At 65.3% G+C, this 16754-nt stretch carries 14 protein-coding genes; 8 read left to right on the top strand and 6 right to left on the bottom strand.

Annotated elements, in window-relative coordinates:
• Positions 1–4 precede the first annotated feature (4 nt).
• Together UCD39_RS11195 and UCD39_RS11190 are read right to left on the bottom strand one after the other, a co-directional pair.
• Entirely contained in the window at positions 5–1540 is a 1536-nt protein-coding gene (locus UCD39_RS11195) for a hypothetical protein (RefSeq protein WP_330496107.1), read from the bottom strand.
• Positions 1537–2298, bottom strand: a complete 762-nt coding sequence (locus tag UCD39_RS11190) for an ABC transporter ATP-binding protein (RefSeq protein ID WP_330496106.1) — start codon at positions 2296–2298, stop codon at positions 1537–1539. The genes UCD39_RS11195 and UCD39_RS11190 overlap by 4 nt, the downstream gene beginning before the upstream one ends.
• Positions 2299–2515: 217 nt before the next feature.
• Between UCD39_RS11190 and UCD39_RS11185 the strand changes: the two genes are divergently transcribed.
• Positions 2516–4189 carry an alkaline phosphatase family protein gene (locus UCD39_RS11185; RefSeq protein WP_330496105.1) on the top strand — a complete coding sequence of 558 codons (1674 nt, stop codon included), beginning with the start codon at positions 2516–2518 and terminating at the stop codon, positions 4187–4189.
• Positions 4190–4216: 27 nt separating this feature from the next.
• Here the strand turns inward: UCD39_RS11185 and UCD39_RS11180 are convergent, their stop codons facing one another.
• Positions 4217–5035, bottom strand: coding sequence for an ion channel (locus UCD39_RS11180; protein ID WP_330496104.1), 819 nt, complete (start codon positions 5033–5035; stop codon positions 4217–4219).
• Positions 5036–5499: 464 nt separating this feature from the next.
• On the opposite strand from UCD39_RS11180, the gene UCD39_RS11175 reads away from it, so the two are divergent.
• The 6 genes from UCD39_RS11175 (at position 5500) to UCD39_RS11150 (ending at position 11050) form a co-directional block, all read left to right on the top strand.
• Positions 5500–6810 (top strand): potassium transporter Kup, encoded by a 1311-nt coding sequence (locus UCD39_RS11175; RefSeq protein WP_330496103.1) that lies wholly within the window; start codon positions 5500–5502, stop codon positions 6808–6810.
• A 2-nt stretch (positions 6811–6812) separates the two neighbouring features.
• Entirely contained in the window at positions 6813–7394 is a 582-nt protein-coding gene (locus UCD39_RS11170) for a KUP/HAK/KT family potassium transporter (protein WP_330496102.1), read from the top strand.
• 44 nt (positions 7395–7438) lie between these two features.
• Positions 7439–7915, top strand: a complete 477-nt coding sequence (gene bfr, locus UCD39_RS11165) for a bacterioferritin (protein WP_145731436.1) — start codon at positions 7439–7441, stop codon at positions 7913–7915.
• 173 nt (positions 7916–8088) lie between these two features.
• The gene (locus UCD39_RS11160; RefSeq protein WP_330496101.1) at positions 8089–8610 is read left to right on the top strand and encodes a hypothetical protein; all 522 of its coding nucleotides are present in this window, start codon (positions 8089–8091) and stop codon (positions 8608–8610) included.
• 8 nt (positions 8611–8618) lie between these two features.
• Positions 8619–10016, top strand: coding sequence for a carbohydrate porin (locus tag UCD39_RS11155; RefSeq protein ID WP_330496100.1), 1398 nt, complete (start codon positions 8619–8621; stop codon positions 10014–10016).
• Between the two features lie 71 nt (positions 10017–10087).
• Entirely contained in the window at positions 10088–11050 is a 963-nt protein-coding gene (locus UCD39_RS11150) for a hypothetical protein (RefSeq protein ID WP_330496099.1), read from the top strand.
• 157 nt (positions 11051–11207) lie between these two features.
• Here the strand turns inward: UCD39_RS11150 and UCD39_RS11145 are convergent, their stop codons facing one another.
• Both UCD39_RS11145 and UCD39_RS11140 read right to left on the bottom strand, forming a co-directional pair.
• Positions 11208–12344 (bottom strand): beta family protein, encoded by a 1137-nt coding sequence (locus UCD39_RS11145; RefSeq protein WP_330496097.1) that lies wholly within the window; start codon positions 12342–12344, stop codon positions 11208–11210.
• Between the two features lie 12 nt (positions 12345–12356).
• Positions 12357–13598 (bottom strand): helix-turn-helix domain-containing protein, encoded by a 1242-nt coding sequence (locus tag UCD39_RS11140; RefSeq protein WP_330496096.1) that lies wholly within the window; start codon positions 13596–13598, stop codon positions 12357–12359.
• Positions 13599–13778: 180 nt separating this feature from the next.
• Here UCD39_RS11140 and UCD39_RS11135 point away from each other — a divergent pair, with 180 nt between their 5' ends.
• Positions 13779–13994, top strand: coding sequence for a (2Fe-2S)-binding protein (locus UCD39_RS11135; protein ID WP_330496095.1), 216 nt, complete (start codon positions 13779–13781; stop codon positions 13992–13994).
• Positions 13995–14137: 143 nt separating this feature from the next.
• Here UCD39_RS11135 and UCD39_RS11130 read toward each other — a convergent pair whose 3' ends face one another.
• Positions 14138–16459, bottom strand: a complete 2322-nt coding sequence (locus tag UCD39_RS11130) for a S9 family peptidase (protein ID WP_330496094.1) — start codon at positions 16457–16459, stop codon at positions 14138–14140.
• Positions 16460–16754: the final 295 nt, after the last annotated feature.

The following is a 16754-nucleotide window of genomic DNA, read 5'->3' as shown; positions in this document are numbered from 1 at the left end:
GTCGTCACAGGGGGGCGCGGAGGATGGCCACCAGCCCCAGCAGGCCGCCCGCCACCAGCAGGGCGAAGGGGTTGTGGTGCAGCATCATGACGGTGGCGGCCATCCAGCCATAGCCCATCAGCATTTCCAGCAGGGTGCGCCCCACCACCTTGCCCCGCGCGCCCTTGGCCGGCTTCACCACGTCATTGATCATCGTGGCCCCGGTCACCGGCTGCACCCACAGGCTGGCCACCACGGCGCAGAAAATGGCCGCGACGCCGCAGCTGAACAGGGTCAAGCCGCCCCACGGACTGACGCCGGCGACGGCACCGGCCGCCAGGATCACCACCGCCAGGGGCGGTATGCTGGCGGCCTCCACCTTGGCCTGGCGCAGGCGTTTGGCCGGCACGGGGGCGGCGTTGATCAGGTCGGCGACCCCGTCGGCCAGCGCCAGCTTGGCCAACATGCCGGCGGCGAACGCCGCCATGGGCACCACCAGGGTGGCCAGCAGCAAGGGCTCCTCCCGCCATTGCGCCTGCATGGAGATGGTCAGGATGATGGCGCCGCTCATCTGCTGGAACAGCAGCAGGGGTAGTTGCGGGTGGCGGCGCATCAGGCGCCATTCCTTGCGCCGCAGCGCCGGCCCCAGCGTGTCGTGGAAGCGGTGGGCCTTCACCGGGGCCTTGGCGCGCGACGTGGTGGCGCCCGCCGCCGCCGTGGCCGCGGCGATGAAGGTGGCACCCCAGCGCGTCGTGACCACGGCGAAGACAGCGGCGCACACGGTGACCAGGATCAGCAAGGGCAGGGGTTCGCCCACCATGGCGCGGCCCGGCAGCAGCAGGACGGACGCGAGGGCCCCGTGCGCCAGGTTCTGGCCTTGCGCCATCCAGTCCATGTGCTGGCCCAGCAGGCGGGGGATTTGCCCCGCCAGGCCCATGAGCATGCCGGTGAACGCGGCAACCACCTGGCCAACGGTACGGGCGCGGCGCACCCCGATCCAGCGCACCAGCACCAGCGCCACCAGCAGCGCGAGGCTCGTCACCAGCAGGGCCAGGGCGGGCAGGGCCAGATAGGCCGCCAGCCAGTTGGGGTGGCCGAACACGGCGCCCATGTTGGCGATGGGCAGGATCATGGCGGCCGGGAACACCAGCGCGCTGGCCACCACCGCCAGGGCGCGCGCCGGCAGGATGACCGAGGGCGACAGGGGCGACGACAGCAGCAGGTCGTAATCGCCCCGAGCGTAGATGGTGTCCATGGCGCGATAGATGGCCGTGCCGGCCATGAAGCAGCAGGCCAGCGCCGCCACCATGGCGCCGATCGCCGGCAGCGTCATGGCGCCCCCCTTGCCGGCGGCCTCACTCTGTTCGGCGCCCAGGGCCAGGAAGGCGCCCAGGACGTGGAACAGGATGACCATCAGCAGCAGCGACACCCAGACACCGGTCGACGACAGCTTGATGGTGCGCACGGCCAGGCGCAGCTCATGCCGCAGCAGCCAGGCCAAGGTGCCGGGGCGCAGGAGGGCTGCGCGTGCGGCGACGGGACGCAGGGTGCCGGCGGTCATGCCGGCGCCTGTTCGGCTGCGGTCTGGCCAGGAGGCGCGGCGACCAGGTCCAGGAACACCTCTTCCAGGGTGCTGTCGCTGCGGCCCACGCGGCCGCGCAGTTCCGCCAGGGTGCCCTCCGCCAACAGCCGACCGCCCTGGATGATGCCGATGCGGCTGACCAGCCGTTCCGCCACGTCCAGGATGTGGGTGGTCAGGATGATGGTGGCGCCCGCCCGCACCCGTTCCGCCAGGATATCCTTCACTGCGCGGGCGATGGCGGCGTCCAGGCCGGTCAGCGGCTCGTCCAGGATCAGCAGTTGGGGATCGTGGATCAGGGCGCCGGCCAGCGCCGCCTTCTGCTTCATCCCGCGGGAAAAGCCCTCGCACCGCTCGGCCCTGTGGTCCCACAATTCCAGGCGGTGCAGCAGTTCCTCCGCCCGCGCGCTGGCGGCGGCGGCGGGCACGCCCCAGAGGCCGGCCACGAATTCCAGGAACTCCAGCGGCGTCAGCTTGTCATAGATCAGCGGTTCGTCCGGCAGCCAGGCCACTTGCCGCTTGGCGGCGATGGGATCGGCCAGGGCGTCGACGCCGAACACGCGCACACTGCCGGCATCGGGTTTCAGCAGGCCGACGATCATGCGCAGTGTGGTGGTCTTTCCCGCACCGTTGGGCCCCAGAAGGCCATAGAATTCCCCCGGCGCGATGGTCAGGTCCAGGTTTCGCACTGCCGGCCGGTCGAACGCCTTGGCCAGCCCGCGCACTTCCAACGCCGTCATTCAGCCCCCCGCCGCCAGTCCCGCGCTGGCCTCGTTTTCCCCGATCCTCACCTTAAGTCAGGGGCCGGGTGGCGGCAAGCGATGCGCTGTCGCAGAAGATCCATATGACATTTCAATGGCATCGCTAAACACATCTTGCGATTGCGCAAGAGATGGCAAACAACGGCCCTGCCGCTGGCGGGCGCATCCGCCAAGGCGGAAGAGCAGGAGGAAAACTGTGACGCGTTGGTATTCCAAGATGACGGCCCTGTGTGCCGCCGCCGCCCTGTTCGGCGCCCTGCCGGGTGGCGCGATCGCTGCCGACGCCGGCCCGTCGACGCCCGCGCCCAAGCTGGTGGTGCTGGTGTCGGTCGACCAGTTTTCCACCGACCTGTTCCAGCAGTACCGCAGCCATTTCACCGGCGGCCTGCGCCGCTTGACGGAGGGGGTGGTGTTCCCCAACGGCTATCAGAGCCACGCGGCGACGGAAACCTGCCCCGGCCATTCCACGCTGATGACCGGCGACCGTCCCGCCCGCACCGGCATCATCGCCAACGATTGGTACAGCTTCCGCGGGCCCCGGCCGGGCAAGATCTACTGCGCCGAGGATGAGAGCAAGGGCAGCTACAAGGGCTATGTCCCCTCCGACGTCCACCTGAAGGTGCCGACCCTGGGTGAACGGCTGAAGGCCGCCGACCCGGACGTGCGCACCGTCTCCGTCGCCGGCAAGGACCGGGCGGCCATCATGATGGGCGGCCACGCGGTGGATGAGCTGTGGTTCTGGAAGGATGGCCAGGGCTTCATCTCCTATGAAGGCCGGACCGCGCCGGCGGCCGTGAAGGCGGTGAACGAGGCCGCCCTGGCCGAGATCGCCAAGCCCGCCAAGGAATATGCCGAGCCGGAGTGGTGCAAGGCCATCGACATGCCGGTCGCGGTGGAGCGGAAGGACGACGTCCTGACGGTGGGCGACGGCCGCTTCGCCCGCCAGCCCGGGCCCAAGGCGGAAGCGCAGTGGCGGGCATCCCCCGCCTTCGACGCCGCCATCGTCGATCTCGCCGTCCGCCTGATCAAGGATATGAAGCTGGGCCACGGCAAGTCCGTCGACGTCCTGACGGTCGGCGCCTCCGCGACCGATTACATCGGCCACAGCTATGGCACCGAAGGGTCCGAAATGTGCATCCAGGTGGCCAACCTGGACCGCACGCTGGGCAAGCTGGTCGCCGCCCTGGACGCCACCGGCGTGGACTATGTCCTGGCTCTGTCGGCCGACCACGGCGGCAACGACATTCCGGAGCGTGAGCGCCTGCGCGGCATGCCGATGGCGGCGCGCGTGGACGATGGCCTGGTGTCCGAGAACCTGGGCAAGAAGGTGGCGCCCCTGGGTGTCGATGGGGCGGAACTGCTGTTCGGCGGCGGCAACGGCGACGTCTGGGTGGGCCCCACCGTCGCGGGCTCCTGGCGGACCAAGGTCGTGAACGAGGCGCTGGCCCTGTACCGTGCCGATCCGCAGGTCGCCGCCGTCTACACCGCCGCCGAGGTGGCGGCGGCGCCGGTGCCCACCGGCGCGCCGGACGCCTGGAGCCTGCTGGACCGCGCGCGGGCGTCGTTCGATCCCGACCGCTCTGGTGACATGGTCGTCTTCCTGAAGCCGCGCATCACCGCCATCCCGTCCAAGCCGGCGACCTATATCGCCACCCACGGCAGCCCCTGGGATTATGACCGCCGCGTGCCCATCCTGTTCTGGCGCAAGGGCTTGACGGGCTTTGAGCAGCCGCTGTCCGTCGAGACGGTGGACATCATGCCCACCCTGGCGTCCCTGCTGGGGTTCAAGCTGGCCCCCGGCGAGGTTGATGGCCGGTGCCTGGACCTGAATGGCGGGGCCGGCGACACCTGCGCCGCCACGGCCCAGTGACGGTATGAGTATGGCCGCGCCGCCGGTTCAGGCCGTCGGCGCGGCTCCATCGGGCCTGGGCTCCGACTTGTCGGCCAGGGTGGTGTCAGCCGGGGGCTTCGCGGGCAGGCGCTGCGGTTCCGTCTCATGGAAGCGGTCGAAGTCCAGCAGGCGATAGCCATCGTCGCGCGTGTTGATGATGTCGACGAAGCGGCGGCCCCACAGGGCATCGTCCATGTCGTAGATCTTGCGGCCATAGACCGTTTGCGAATAGCTGTCGTCCGTCCCGCTCAGCAGCACGATGAAGTTGGCCTGGGCCTGCCGCAGCGTCCATTCCGTCTGGCCATACAGCGGGCTGGTTTCGTCGATGCGGTGGACGATGGTCCAGGACAGCGCGAACAGCGGCGACTTGGCGCGCATCAGCGTCAGTTCCTCGAACCCGCGCATCAGCGCCCCTTCCTCCGTGATCCGCATGGTGCTCACCGACACGCTGGCCCGGGCCTCCAGGATCTGGTTGCCGCGGGTGTTGCCCGCCCGAAGCATCAGCACGGGATGGCCGTCATGCTGGGTGAACAGGATGTTGCGGCTGAACAGGATCATGGCGCGGGGGCGGGAGAAGCGGGCGAAGATCAGGCCCGTGATCTGGGCCACGCCCAGCATGCCGGTGAAGGATTCGGCCGCCGCCACGCTGTTGGCGTAGACGGTCTTGGGCGCCATGACGCCATAGCCCATGGTGCCCAAGGTCTGCACGCTGAAGAAAAAGGCGTCGGCGAAGGACCCGACGCGGGCGTTGGTCACGCCCGCGGGATCGGCCAGATACAGCCCGGCGAAGACCAGGTTGGCGACAAGGTACACCGCCAGCGCCAAACCGAAGAATCCCCCCATGAGATGCTGAGCAAAAAGTGGTAGGGGTCCTGCCAGCGCAAGGCCGGAACCCCCTTCAGCGTGGCGAAGGGGCGGCCGTCGACGGTGATGCGGCGTTGGTGCAGGCGGGCCAGTCGTTTATGGGGCGGCACGGGCGAAAAACCGTTGGTTCAGTTGGCGTTGGCAGTGGTTCGGCACCATAGCCGAAGCCAGGCGAAATGTCGTTTTTTCCGGTCCCTTCCCGACCCGGGGAAGGGACCCGCATGTTGCACCTGCGATGACGTTGTTGACTGACGCCGCAATCCGTCCCAGGGTGGAGGCGTGGTCGATCCGGCCGCTTTGCCACCGATGTCGTGTTTCAACCGTCGTTTCGTTGCTATTGGACCTCTATCTCTTTTAGCCATACCGCCCGACCGAATCCCGAACACGCCATCCTAACGCAGTCCACGCCGATCCCCTCCGCACAGATGCAATCCAGCCACTCTAGCGACCAGCACAACGCTGGGCGCCGCCACTGGGCCCTGACCCTCGGGGCTTTGGGCGTCGTCTACGGCGACATCGGCACCAGCCCGCTGTACACCATGCACACGGCATTCGACCCGGCCATCACGGGCATGCCGTTGAACGAGGCCAACATCTTCGGCTTCCTGTCGATGGTGGTGTGGTCGCTGGTGCTGGTGGTGACGCTGAAATACGTCGTCCTCATCCTGCGCGCCGACAACAAGGGCGAGGGCGGCATCCTGTCCCTCTCCACCCTGGCGCTCAGCGGCAAGGACCGTTCCCGCTCGCAACGCCGGCTCATGACCGTGCTGGCCATGTTGGGCCTGGCGCTGTTCTACGGCGACGGCATGATCACCCCCGCCGTGTCGGTGCTGTCGGCGGTGGAGGGGCTGGAGATTTCCGCCCCCGACGTGCAGCACTGGGTGGTGCCCATCACCGTGGTCATCCTGGTGGGCCTGTTCCTGATCCAGAGCGGCGGCACCAACACCGTCGGCCGCCTGTTCGGGCCGGTCATGTGCTTCTGGTTCGCCTGCCTGGGCGCCATGGGCCTTGTCCACATCCTTCAGGTCCCCCACGTCCTGAAGGCGCTGGACCCCCGCTACGCCCTGGATCTGGCGTTCAATCACGGCTGGTCGGTGTTCTACATCCTGGGCGCCGCCGTCCTATCCTTCACGGGCGGCGAGGCGCTGTACGCCGACATGGGCCATTTCGGCCGCAAGCCCATCCGCCACGCCTGGGTGGCCGTGGTCTTCCCGGCGCTGGTGCTGAACTATTTCGGCCAGGGCGCCTTGCTGCTCAGCAAGCCCGAGGCCATCGACAACCCGTTCTTCCTGCTGGTGCCGGAATTCCTGCTGCTGCCCCTGGTGGTGCTGTCCACGGCGGCGACCATCATCGCCAGCCAAGCCGTCATCTCGGGCGTGTTCTCCCTGACCCGACAGGCGGTGCAACTGGGCTACATGCCCCGCATGGAAATCCGCCACACCTCCGAAAGCGAGATCGGCCAGGTCTATGTGCCGCGCATCAACTGGGCCCTGCTGGTGGCCGTGGTGGCGCTGGTCATCATGTTCGGCAGTTCGGCCAAGCTGACCGACGCCTACGGCCTGGCGGTGACGGGCAGCATGGCCATCACCACCATCATGGCGCTGTTCACCGCCCGCGACGTGTGGGGGTGGAGCCGGCCGCGCGCCGCTGTGGTCTTCGGCTTCTTCCTGTTCATCGACTTCAGCTTCCTGACCGCCAACTGCCTGAAGATCCCCAGGGCGGCTGGCTGCCCCTGACGGTGGGCCTGGCGGTGTTCGTGCTGGTCTCCACCTGGCGGTTGGGGCGCAAGGTGCTGTACGACCGCATCTATCGTGACGCCCTGCCCATGTCGCTGTTCCTGGAACGGGCGGACCGCACGCCCGTGCGCGTGGCCGGCACCGCCGTGTTCATGACCGGCAGCGTCGACAAGGTGCCCCACGCCCTGCTGCACAACCTGAAGCACAACAAGGTGCTGCATGAGCGCGTGGTGCTGATGCGGGTGCTGACGGAAGAGGTGCCGTGGGTGACGCGGGAGCGCCGCGTCTCGATGGAAAAGCTGGGCAAGGGCTTCTTCTCGGTCACCGCCCATTTCGGCTTCATGGAACAGCCCAACGTGCCCCGCGCGTTGGCCGAATGCCGGCCGCTGGGCCTGGCCATCGACCTGGCGGAAACCTCGTTCTTCCTGGGACGCGAGACTCTGGTGCCGTCCTCTCGCTCCGATCTCACCCGGTGGCAGGAGCAGGTGTTCATCGCCCTGTCGGCCACCGCCCTGTCCGCAACCACATTTTTCGACATTCCGCCCAATCGCGTGGTGGAATTGGGAACCCAAGTCGAAGTTTAATCGGTCGCGTGCACCCTCCGCCGCGCGCCTAAGGAGACAATATTATGAAGGGCGATCCGCAGGTCATCGTTCACCTGAACACGATCCTCACCAACGAACTGACCGCCATCAACCAGTACTTCCTGCATGCCCGCATGCTGAAGAACTGGGGCCTTCTGCGCCTGGCCAAGAAGGTCTATGAGGAATCGATCGGCGAGATGAAGCACGCCGACAAGCTGATCGAGCGCATCCTGTTCCTGGAGGGCCTGCCCAACCTGCAGGACCTGCTGAAGCTGAAGATCGGTGAGGACGTGCCGGAGATGTTCGAGGGCGACCTGTCCATCGAGCGGCATAACCGCACCAGCCTGCAGGACGCCATGACCTACGCCGAATCCGTGCGCGATTTCCAGAGCAGGGAGATTCTGCGGGAAATCCTGGAGGACACCGAGGAGCATATCGACTGGCTGGAAACCCAGCAGGATCTGATCCAGCGCGTGGGCCTGCAGAACTACCAGCAGGAGCAGATGGGCGCGGAGTCGTAAGCCCCCATTCCGTCCAGTTCCTGAAGGAAAGGCCGGCCGCCCGACGCGTCCGGCCTTTTTCTTTGCCGTGGGTGGCCGGCTTCGTTGCCATTTCATGACAATGGCAGGTTGTGGCGGCGTCCTGCCGCCGGCTCTGCTATGCATCGGCATGTCGGGGTTTCCGAGATGTCGTCATGGCCTGCCGCCCGCAATCCTTCCACCTGCCTTCCCGCCGGGGCCTGCTGCTCGGCGGGGCCGTGCTTGCGCTGGGCGTCGTGCCGGGATGGGCCGTTGAGGGGTGGGCACAGGACCGGGCGTTGGCCGTGACGGTCATTGGCGACCTGCCGGGCTTCCAGCCGCAGGCGGCGGCGCCCTTTCTGGCCATCGTCATGAACACTGCCGGCAAGAATACGCCGGGGGGCGGACAAACTTTCTTTGCCGCGGATGGCGCAGCGCCCGACCGCGTGGAATGGACCTTCCGGCCCAACCCATACGCCGGCGGCGCCTCCCGCACCGTGGGGCCGCCCCGCTCCGCCGCCAGCCGGCTGTTCGGTGTGCATCGCGTGCTGTCGGTGGAACTGCGGCTTTACCGCGACGGCCGCTATCAGACGGAGGTCTTCGGCCAGGCGGAGGTGCAGGGCGGCCGCCGGGATGCCGAGCTGCAGACCTTCGTCAGCGACATGACCCGTCGTCTGCTGGACGCGGCGGCGCAGTGAGGAGGGCCATGAAGACCATGCGCGCCAGGCTGCCGTCCACGCTCGTCCTCATGGCTTTGCTCACGGCCCTGGCCCGGTCGGCCATGGCGCAGGACGAAGCCGTCGCCGCCGACACCCCCGGCTTCTGGGACCGCGATTCCCTGACAGGTGACTGGGGAGGCGCGCGGACTCGCCTGCAGGATGATGGCCTGGCGCTGACCCTGGTCTATGTGGGGGAGGCGTTCGACCTGGCCCAGGGCGGCGTGAAGCGCGACACGGTGGGGGAGGGCCGGCTGGAGGCGACGGTGGAGCTGGACGCCCAGGCGGCGTTCGACTGGCACGGCCTGCTGTTCCATGCCACCGCCTACGGCATCCATGGCCATGGGCTCAGCCGCTGCTGCCTGCAGAACATCGCCACCGTCAGCAATATCGAGGCGTTGCCCGGCCCGCGCCTGTTCACCCTGTGGGCGCAGCAATCGCTGTGGGACGGCCGGGTGTCCATCCGCCTGGGCCAATTGGCGGCGGATGACGAGTTCGTCACCAGCCGGGGGGCGGCCCTGTTCGTCAACGGCACCTTCGGCTGGCAGGCCATCACCGGCGCCGACCTGCCCGGCGGCGGCCCCGCCTATCCCCTGGCCACGCCCGGCGCTCGCCTTCAGGTGTCCGCCACCCCGGAACTGTCCTTCCTGGGCGCGGTCTTCTCCGGCGATCCGGCCGGTGGCGCCGGGGGCGATGCCCAGGCGCAGGACACCAGCGGCACCACCTTCAGCTTTTCCGGCGGCGTCTTCACCATCCTGGAGGCTCAGTATCAGCCGATGGCCGACCGGGCCGGCCTGTGGGGTGGGGGTGGCATGGCGCCGGTGTTCAAGCTGGGCGCGTGGTTCCACGGCGGCACTTTCAATGATGAACACCACGCCAGCGATGGCTTGACCCTGGCCGACCCCCGGTCCAGCGGGGTGCCCGCCCGCCGGCGCAACGACTGGGGCCTGTACGGTGTGGCGGACGTGCCCCTGTGGCGCGGTGGGGACAGGCCGGACGCCGGCCCGTCCGCCTTCCTCCGTCTGGCCGGCGCGCCGGCGGACCGCAACCTCATCACCTTCTATGCCGATGGCGGCCTGACCTGGAAGGGCATCCTGCCCGGCCGGCCGGAGGATACCGCCGGCCTGGCCGGGGCCTACGCCCAGATCGGCTCCGCCGCTGCCGGCCTGGACCAGGACTATCGCGCCTATGGCCGGCCGTTTTACCCAGTGCGCGACCATGAGGTGCTGCTGGAACTCAGCTACCAGGCGGTGGTGGCGGGCTGGGCCACGGTGCAGCCCAACCTCCAGTACGTCATCCACCCCGGCGGCAACGTCCTGGCACCCGGCCGCACTGTGCCCGTGGGCGATGGCCTGGTGCTGGGCCTGCGCACCAGCGTGCGGCTGTAGGCCCATAGGCCCCTTTGACGCGATGCCGCTATACTTCCCCCCTGGATGATGGCGGCGGCGGGAGGCGAAGGGTGCGACGGGCAGCGATGGGCGCGGCGCTGGGGGTGCTGGGCGCGCTGGCGATGCCGCCGGCCAGGGCGGAGGAGGCACCCGTGGGGCAGGCCCCCGACTGGCTGGCCCCCCACATCGGCGAGGGGGCGGGCCAGATCGCCCCGCCGGTGCTGGCCCGCGCGCGGGCGCTGTACCGGCGCAAGGTGGCGGAGGGCGTGGCGCGCAATCCCTGCTACTTCGCCATGGACGCCACCCGCCCCAACACCGAGGAGGATGGGGAGCCCGGCCGCCGCTTCTACATGATTTGCGAGGCGGCGCGCACCTTCCAGGCCATGCCGGCCGGCCACGGCGCCGGGCGCCGGCTGGAAGGGCTGGCCGATTTCGCCAATGGGCGGGAGTGCGCGCGCCACTTCGGCAACGCCCAGGATTCGGAACTGACGACCGGCGGCGCTTACGTGACGGCGGAGACGAAAGCGTCCTTCAAGGGCTATTACCAGGCCGCCCCGGGGCGGGACGTCCCCCTGCTGCGCCCCTTCGTGCAGTTCGAGGGGGAGGGGGAGACGGCGAACGCCCGGCAGCGCGCCATCGGCGGCCACGCCGCCGTGACGCTCAAGGGCCTGTGCCGCCGCCCGGACCGGCGCAGCCCCTATGCCGACGCGGACGGCTATGTCGTCCAGGGTACGTTGGTGGACTATACCGGCGGGCGCAGCAACGGCTGCACCAGCTGGTCACCGGCCGACGCCGCCGTAATCGCCGGCACGGTGAAGGACGCGCCCACCACGCTCTACATCTATCCCGAGGCCGCCGACATCGCCGCCGTCGCCCATGGCGAGGCGGGCGCCTACTGGAACGCCGCCTGCCTGCGCACCATCGGCTCCCCCATCTACTGGCCCCAGGCGGCGCTGGCGCCCCTGATCGCCGAATACCGCCGCGACCATCCCCCACCGCCGCCCCGCCCCCTGCCGCTGTGCGCGGCGCGGTGAGGGGGGCCGGCTGTAAGGAGCCGCGAATGACCCTGACTACATCCGCGCCAGACGGCCGCCCGTATTCTCTGGTGCGTCACGGAGATGCAGTTGCATTCCCCTCCGAAGTGTCTAACTCCGACCCATTCTGAGGATGCTTTATATTGCTAAGGAGGCTCTATATTGGCAGAATCATTTGCTCCGCTAGCGGGGTAAGTGCCTTTCTCTTGAAAGAAATGTGTTTTATTTTTCCTATATCATTGACTACGCGGGTGATGTGGTGCGTTGTATTTATGGCTCTCCAATCAGTCGCGTTGCCAGGGCCAGCTAATCCTTTCGCGGTCAGATAAATGTAATTGTCGGCGGACGAGAAGGACCTCCCAGAGAAGAGGCCGCTGGCTAATATCTCACTACAAACACTTTCCATATTCGTTTTATGGGGTCCGGTATCTAATCCCCTTTGAACAAGCCAGGAATCTCCTGTCGTGTATCGGTAGTGTCGAATTGCAATGGCCTTATTCGTACCAAAATTTAAATTGGAGCAATCGGCAGCATAATCACCGAATATCATATGTTCTGCTGTGAGGGGGTCGAAATTAACCGCTTTTTGCCAAGCCAGCCACTCGTTTCGGGGCACAACATAATATGAACCTGGTTCCGCTGGGTTCTTCTCTGGATAATTTGTTCCTTGGAATGCAATTTTTTTCCAAGGAGCGAGCATCTGCAATGACTCTAAGACGGCACTAATAATTGGAGCTACAAGGTCTACTTGGGAAAAATCTGCATCGTGAAAATCTGCAATTATAAGGCTCTGGTCGGGTTGGATATTCTTCTTCTGAAGGAGGTCTACAGCCCTCTTAAGAGAATCATTGTCTGCAAGATCGGCAGAAGACGCAATGATTCCTATTTTTAACTGGCTGCTATGGTTGGCCGATGCGCTATAAGCGTCGACATTACCATTCAGAAAATCAGAAAGAGATACTAAAGGTATTGCTTGAACAGAGGCATCTCTCGCCCGCTCAAACATCTTCGGCAGCCAAAGGCCAATTTGATCGCGGCCAAACTCGTCAAGGATATGTGTTGTTTCAATAAGCACCTCCTTGTTAGCCCAATGGCTGGCGAGCGTACTGCTGATGTCTGGGAAACTGCCCTTCGTGAATAAGTCTCCCTGCGAGGGATCTCGCTCCATAGGTGGTGGAACAATCATACGAGGCACAATATGGGTCGCGATATCCGGTGCAAGGTCGCGAAGGCCTGCAAGTTCACCTTTCTTCAGACGTAACGCCGGAATGTATAGTAGGCTATTTGAGGCCATCGCTTTTCTTCCTTAAGCTGTTTCAAAAAGCTGCTTGCGAACTGTCCCTCTTCCAATTCTGTTGGTAAATATTTTGTAGTCATTTCTTTCCATCTGTATTCTTCCAAATATGATGGCGGGATGTATCCCAATTTGATTGGCTAGCTTCTCAATCGGCTCGGGAGTTTTTGCTATTCTAGCTGTCGATCTCGCCCATATTTGTTCTGGTAATAATATATTGCTTGCAAACTGGTTCGCCTCTTCTTCAAACTCATCAATTCCAGGTGAATCGGTGTCGTCAAAGAAGCCTGAGGAGAGGCCAGTTCGATAATGGAGCACAATATGGGCGACTTCATGTAGGAGTGTAAACCAAAAGTTGTCTATTGTGTCTCTCCGTAAGGTCATTCCGATTACGGGAACGTCTTCAATAAGGAATGCTGCACCATCTATTGTCATTCCAGGTATTTGAGGTTCCGTTATCAGAACAATTCCATGATCCAACAGGAAGTCTCGTGCGAGCTTTGGCCCATTCTCAAGACGGCTTAGGCGCACTAAATCCATCAACCAAGATACATTGATAACTCGGTAGATCGGGTGGAATTTATTTATCTTATCTTCCGCTTGGCGTGTGATCTGAGCCTTCCAGGAGAGCAGGGACCAGTCACCTGTGTGGTTAACGATATTTAAGCCGGTTCTTAGAAGAGAAGGAGTCCCGTATCGAATGACATGATCCCCTACATAGCGTATTAGTGTTGAGGATGCATTTTCATCACTTGCCTCTCCAATTTCAAACCAGCCTTTGTCTCGTGCGTGGCGCAATACTTTTGTCATTTCCTCTTTTGGGACATCGTAGGGCGCATCCCAAGCGTCGCCTATGACGCTGATATCATCGAGCCTCAGTCGAACGCCTAAAGTCCTTGCAACTTTAAGGTAGTTTGCTAGGCTAATAGAGCGATACCTTTCAGTTTCCCAGCGTTGAATCGCTTGTTCACGCAAGCCTAGCTTTCTGGCTAACTCCTTTTGCGAGAAGCCGCGCATAATGCGAGCAGCAATTAAAAAGGCTCCGGGATCATTACCTGTCTGTTCTTTTAAAGCTGTGAAGTCCCCAGTTTTGGCATCTTGGTATGCCTTCAGTAAATTTTTTAACTCGTTCCGCTCTGTAGTCAGAGTTCGCTGAACTCCTGCGATGATCTCCTGGGGGAGTCCTTCTACAATTGATTTCAGAATTTGCTCGGAAGAAAGAGCGCGATCTAAGTCTGTGACAATGGACTCCACGTCACGAGCTTGACGTTCATTCGATATGAGGTTTCTAGCAGTCATAAGCCAATAAGTGACACAACATATATGTTGTGTCAATGGGCCTTAAACGCCATCCCTCATCCGCGAATGCCTCGCAGAATCAGCCTTGCCAATGCGAACGCCTCTCACTATCTTAGGCCCTAGATCAGCCTCTGGGTGGGTGCCCGCGCCATGTATGTCTGCGTCTGTAACGCCATCAACTGCCGTACCGTCCGCACTCATATCGGGGCGGGGGCGCAGAGTGTTGGGGCGGTGTTCAAGGCCCAGGGATGTTCGCCCCGCTGCGGCAAGTGCTTCGACACGATGCGTGAGATGATCCAGGAGGGGCAGGCGGCCAACTCCTCCGAGCCGGTGCTGCGCGCGGCGGAATAAGCGGGTCCGGCCCTCCGCGTCTCCCTTCCGCGCCTTTATCCGACATCAGCCCATAAGAAAAGCCACCGACCCGGCGGGATCGGTGGCTTTGTCATGTCGGGGGTCGTTTCCGGGCGGGGGGTGCCCGCCCGGATGGGGGGCCCTTACGGCGTCCCGGCCTGCGGGGCGCCGCCCGCCGTGACCGCGCTGGCGCTGCCGGCCGGCCGCAGGGTGCGGTCGAAGAAGTCCAGCATGGTGTTGTAGCGGTGGATGTTGGCGTAGGTGTCGTAGAAGCCGTGGCGCTGGCCCGGATAGGTCATCAGGTCGAACCGCGTCCCTTGCTGCTGCAGGGCGCGCAGCAGCTTGGTGGTGTTGTCGAAGAAGACGTTGTCGTCGGCCATGCCGTGGATCACCAGCAGGCGACCCTGGATGTTCTTCAAATCCTTGAACACGCTGGAATCCTCATAGGCCGTGCCGTCCTTGGGGTCGCCCAGATAGCGTTCGGTGTAGGCGGTGTCGTACAGGCGCCAGTCGGTCACCGGGGCGCCGGCGGCCCCGGCGGCGAAGACGCCCGGCGCGCGGGTCAGCATGATGATGGTCATGAAGCCGCCGTGGCTGTGGCCGTAGAAGCCCAGGTGCTGGCCATCCACGAAGGGCAGGGACTTCAGGAAATTGGCGCCCTTCACTTGGTCCGCCACCTCCACCGAGCCGAAATGGTGGTAGGTGGCCGACAGGAAGGCCTGGCCCCGGTGCGGCGTGCCCCGGTTGTCCAGCACCATGACGACATAGCCGTTGCGGGCCAGCACCTGGGCGAAGCCGGACTGGGCGTCGCCCCAGGCGTGGCTGACCAGCGCCGCCGCCGGGCCGCCATAGGCGTTGACGATGGCGGGATACTTCTTGCCGCTGGTCTTGGCCGCCTCCCGCGCGCCCGGCGGCACCAGCATCATGTAATGCAGGTCGCTGCCGTCATCGGCCTTCAGCACGCCGAATTCCGGTTCGATTTCCCCGGCCAGATAGGGCGCGAAGGGGTGGGCCTCATCCAGCTTGTTCTCGATCAGCCAGGTCACGCGGTTGCCCTTGGCGTCCTCCACCGACAATTGCGGCGGCTGGTGCGGGCCGGAGTAGCTGTGCAGCCAGTTGCCGCCCTTGGCCGCCATGACGGCGCCGTGCCAGCCGTCTTCGGTGGTCAGGGCCTTCACGTCGCCCTTGGCCAGGCCCACGGAATAGACATGGTGGTCCAGCGGCCCCTCGCGGAAGCCGGTGAAGAACACGCGGCCGCCGGCCTCGTCCACGCCGACCACGGCGTCCACCATCCAGTCGCCCTTGGTCAGGGCGCGGCAGTTGGCGGCCTCATGGTCGCACAGGTACAGGTGCTTGAACCCGGTGCGCTCCGAGGCCCACAGGATCTTGCCGTTGGCCAGGACGCGCAAATCCTCATGCAGGTTCAGGAAGGTCTTGCTCTGTTCGGTCAACAGGGTGCGCACCGACCCCGTGGCCGGGTTGACCGCCAGCAGGTCCAGGCGCTTCTGGTCCCGGCTCAGGCGCTGGACCAGCACCTCCGAGCTGTCGCGGCGCCAGTCCACGCGCGCCAGGTAATAGCCGGCGGGGTCGCCCAGGTTGACCTTGGTCACAGCGCCACTGGCCATGTCCATGATCTGCAGGGTCACCTTGGCGTTGGGGCCGCCGGCGAAGGGATAGCGCTGCGGCACCACCGTCACACCCTCCGCCCCGTAGTCATAGCGGCTGACCAGCGGCACGTCGGACTCGTCCACGCGGGTATAGGCGATGTAGCGGGCGCCGGGCGACCACCAATAGCCGGTGTTGCGCTTCAGCTCCTCCTGCGCCACGAACTCCGCCGTGCCATAGGACAGGGTGCCGGCGCCGTCGTGGGTCAGGGCGCGTTCCTGCCCCTGGGCCAGGTCATAGGCATACAGGTTGTTGCCGCGCACGTAGCTGACCAGCGCGCCGCCCGGGGCGAAGCGGGCGTCGATGGCGGCGTCCTTGGTGGCGGCGCTGTTGGTGATGCGCGTCGGGCTGCCGCCCAGGGGCATGACGAAGACATCGCCCGCCATGGGGAACAGCAGGGTGCGCCCCTCATCGTCCCAGCCATAGTCGACGATGCCGGTGTCGCGGATGCGCTGGCGTTCGCGGCGGCCGCGCTCCTCCTCGCTTTCCTTGGCGCTGAACTGGTTGCTGTCGACCAGCAGGCGGTCGGTGCCGGCCTTGAGGTCATAGGCCCACAGGTCGGTCTTGTTGGCGTCGTCTGCCTTGGCCTTCAGGTAGGTGACCAGGGTGCCGTCGGGGGAGAACTTGACGCCGCGCGCGCGGGGGCCGGTCAATGACGGGCTGCCCAGCATGCGCTCCACCGTCAGGGCCGGGCCCGCCGGACCCTGGGTGGCGCCCGCGCCGTCGGCGGCCAGCGCCGGCATCGTCATCAAGCTGCCCGCCAGGATCGTGCCGGCCAATGCCCGGCGCCAAAGCCCCATACCCGCGCCGCCACGGCTGGCGCGCCCCACCATTCCCATATCGACCTCCCAAGGCGGCGCGCCGTTGAGGCCGGCGCCGCTGGTTTAGACCCAAGCTGCGCCGCACCGTATCCGATGCGGCCGAGGGCTGTAAACGGCGGCGCCATGGCTTGGACACGGCGGCCGCCGCGGCAGGGCACCCTATGCCAACGTACTGTTTTGAAACTGTTGTCTTGATGGGACCATCGGCGGATGATGGCGGCCAAGAAGGGCGCCGGCCAACGGACGCCACCGGTTGGTGTGTGGGGCTGACGGG

Origin of the sequence: Nitrospirillum karajorum (genome assembly GCF_036348415.1) — a bacterium.
Lineage (GTDB): Bacteria > Pseudomonadota > Alphaproteobacteria > Azospirillales > Azospirillaceae > Nitrospirillum > Nitrospirillum amazonense_B.
The sequence above is the reverse complement of the archived record's forward strand: the minus strand, read 5'-3'. Positions and strand labels throughout refer to the sequence as shown.